Source organism: Ancylobacter lacus (assembly GCF_018390635.1).
GTDB classification, from domain to species: domain Bacteria; phylum Pseudomonadota; class Alphaproteobacteria; order Rhizobiales; family Xanthobacteraceae; genus Ancylobacter; species Ancylobacter lacus.
Map to the genome: position 1 here is coordinate 2,501 of NZ_JAHBGE010000006.1, position 3,265 is coordinate 5,765.

General features: G+C 57.0%; 2 tRNA genes and 2 rRNA genes (1 of these 4 only partly in view). All 4 read right to left on the reverse strand.

Annotation, left to right across the window (positions count from 1 at the left end):
* Window positions 1–497, reverse strand: a 23S ribosomal RNA gene (locus KHC27_RS00810) (it extends 2,301 nt beyond the left edge of the window).
* Between the two features lie 362 nt (window positions 498–859).
* Window positions 860–935 (reverse strand) — tRNA-Ala (locus KHC27_RS00815).
* 32 nt (window positions 936–967) lie between these two features.
* Window positions 968–1,044, reverse strand: a tRNA-Ile gene (locus KHC27_RS00820).
* Window positions 1,045–1,224: 180 nt separating this feature from the next.
* Window positions 1,225–2,709: ribosomal RNA gene (locus tag KHC27_RS00825) — 16S ribosomal RNA — on the reverse strand.
* The 16S and 23S rRNA genes sit together here with 2 tRNA genes alongside, the layout of an rRNA operon.
* Between the last annotated feature and the right edge of the window lie 556 nt (window positions 2,710–3,265).

The following is a 3,265-nucleotide window of genomic DNA, read 5'->3' on the forward strand; positions in this document are numbered from 1 at the left end:
CTATCGGTCGCTGAGGAGTACTTAGGCTTGGAGGGTGGTCCCCCCATGTTCAGACAGGATTTCACGTGTCCCGCCTTACTCGTGGATGAATGCTTGCATTACGTGTACGGGGCTATCACCCTCTGAGGCCCGGCTTTCCTGACCGGTTCCACTTCTCGTACATTCATCACTGGCCTGGTCCGCGTTCGCTCGCCACTACTAACGGAGTCTCTGTTGATGTCCTTTCCTCCGGGTACTTAGATGTTTCAGTTCCCCGGGTTCGCTTCAAACCCCTATGTATTCAGGATTTGATACCTTCATCTGACAACTGGAATTCCTGTACTTCATGGCAGAACCACAAAGCACAAGAGTTCCAGTCGTCGAAGGTGGGTTTCCCCATTCGGAAATTCACGGATCAAAGCCTGTTCGCAGCTCCCCGTGACTTATCGCAGCGTACCACGTCCTTCATCGCCTCTCAGCGCCAAGGCATCCACCGAATGCCCTTAAGACACTTGATCGTTCTCATCTTCGATACCTACCCATGAACGTTTCCTCTCGGAAACAACCGCGTCGTCCGTGCGGGAGACGCGGGGGCGAGGCGGTTTTGAGAGACCCGCCTCACGGTATCAAAGCTATTCTAAAGACCAGCTTGCTTCGCATGTCATTCGACGACGGCGCGGTCACGCCTCCGCCGGCCGTGTCCCCGCGGGTTGCCCCATGGGTCACGACCCGCCTTGCGGCTGGCCGAATGAATGCTTCTTCACAATGTCAGACAACACGCCTCACGCCCGGCAATGCCAGCAACGTGTGCGAATTCAGGATCTCATGGACGAGAAAACCGCAGCTTCCGGCTCGACACGTCATTTCCCTCATCGAGAAATGGTGGAGCCAGACGGGATCGAACCGACGACCTCATGCTTGCAAAGCACGCGCTCTCCCAACTGAGCTATGGCCCCGTCAGGCTCGGCAACCGATCGTACCCCGGAAATGGTGGGCCTGGGACGACTCGAACGTCCGACCTCACCCTTATCAGGGGTGCGCTCTAACCACCTGAGCTACAGGCCCCAAGCCTGACCGCAGCCGGGCGAATACGCCCGGCCCAGTGGCCTGGGCTCGTCCATGAAGAAAGAGAAACGAAGACGGCGGTGTCCCGCATTCTGCTCGCTGACTGCGAGCTATGATCTAAGAGTTCCGATAATCGTGCCAGGCTCCGAAGAACCGGCCGTATTGAGGGAACATCCTTAGAAAGGAGGTGATCCAGCCGCAGGTTCCCCTACGGCTACCTTGTTACGACTTCACCCCAGTCGCTGACCCTACCGTGGTCGCCTGCCTCCCTTGCGGGTTAGCGCAGCGCCTTCGGGTAAAGCCAACTCCCATGGTGTGACGGGCGGTGTGTACAAGGCCCGGGAACGTATTCACCGTGGCGTGCTGATCCACGATTACTAGCGATTCCAACTTCATGCACTCGAGTTGCAGAGTGCAATCCGAACTGAGACGGCTTTTGGAGATTTGCTCACCCTCGCGGGTTCGCATCCCACTGTCACCGCCATTGTAGCACGTGTGTAGCCCAGCCCGTAAGGGCCATGAGGACTTGACGTCATCCCCACCTTCCTCTCGGCTTATCACCGGCAGTCCCCCTAGAGTGCCCAACTGAATGATGGCAACTAAGGGCGAGGGTTGCGCTCGTTGCGGGACTTAACCCAACATCTCACGACACGAGCTGACGACAGCCATGCAGCACCTGTGTCCCCGGCTCCGAAGAGAAGAAACCATCTCTGGTAACTGTCCAGGGCATGTCAAAGGCTGGTAAGGTTCTGCGCGTTGCTTCGAATTAAACCACATGCTCCACCGCTTGTGCGGGCCCCCGTCAATTCCTTTGAGTTTTAATCTTGCGACCGTACTCCCCAGGCGGGAGGCTTAATGCGTTAGCTGCGCCACTGACGAGCATGCTCGCCAACGGCTAGCCTCCATCGTTTACGGCGTGGACTACCAGGGTATCTAATCCTGTTTGCTCCCCACGCTTTCGCACCTCAGCGTCAGTACCGGACCAGTAAGCCGCCTTCGCCACTGGTGTTCTTCCGAATATCTACGAATTTCACCTCTACACTCGGAGTTCCACTTACCTCTTCCGGACTCGAGATTGCCAGTATCAAGGGCAGTTCTGGAGTTGAGCTCCAGGCTTTCACCCCTGACTTAACAATCCGCCTACGTGCGCTTTACGCCCAGTGATTCCGAACAACGCTAGCCCCCTTCGTATTACCGCGGCTGCTGGCACGAAGTTAGCCGGGGCTTCTTCTCCGACTACCGTCATTATCTTCGTCGGCGAAAGAGCTTTACAACCCTAAGGCCTTCATCACTCACGCGGCATGGCTGGATCAGGCTTGCGCCCATTGTCCAATATTCCCCACTGCTGCCTCCCGTAGGAGTCTGGGCCGTGTCTCAGTCCCAGTGTGGCTGATCATCCTCTCAGACCAGCTACGGATCGTCGCCTTGGTGCGCCTTTACCACACCAACTAGCTAATCCGACGCGGGTTCATCCAATGGCGATAAATCTTTCCCCCGAAGGGCACATACGGTATTAGCTCAAGTTTCCCTGAGTTATTCCGTACCATTGGGCAGATCCCCACGCGTTACTCACCCGTCTGCCACTCACCTTGCGGTGCGTTCGACTTGCATGTGTTAAGCCTGCCGCCAGCGTTCGTTCTGAGCCAGGATCAAACTCTCACGTTGAATGAGTACTTTGATCGGCTTTATCTGTCGCTACGCTCAAAACCTCTTGACGAGGTCGAGGCTCACCCGATCCCTTCTCAGGGGTCAGGGCCTCTCATTGAGAACGTAAGACCGCCGAAGTTCTCATCAGTCTCTCAAACCGGTTGCCCGATCCAAGAGACCCGCAAGGACTCCGCCGTCCACGTTTCTCTTTCTTCCATTCACCTGTCAAACAGCCGGAACCCGAAGGCTCCATCGCCAACCCCTCAGGGCGGGCGCTTCACATAAGGCTTTCGCCTTCAATGTCAACCCCGATCTCTCAGGGCCTCGAAATTCTCTCGGTTCGCCTCGCGGCAAACCCGCCGGGAATTCACATTCCCTACATAAAGGCTTACACCCTTACGCAACCGACTGACGTCCCGCTCCGGCTTTCACCAGATCACTCCGTGTCACCTTGTCAGTGAGGAGCTTGTGGGGCGCGCCGTCCGCCGTGCGGCGGCAACCCGTCGTCGATGGCCGCTTTATAGGAGCACCCCCCCAGCCCTGTCAACTCCGCTCGCAACAGAAAAATGACGGG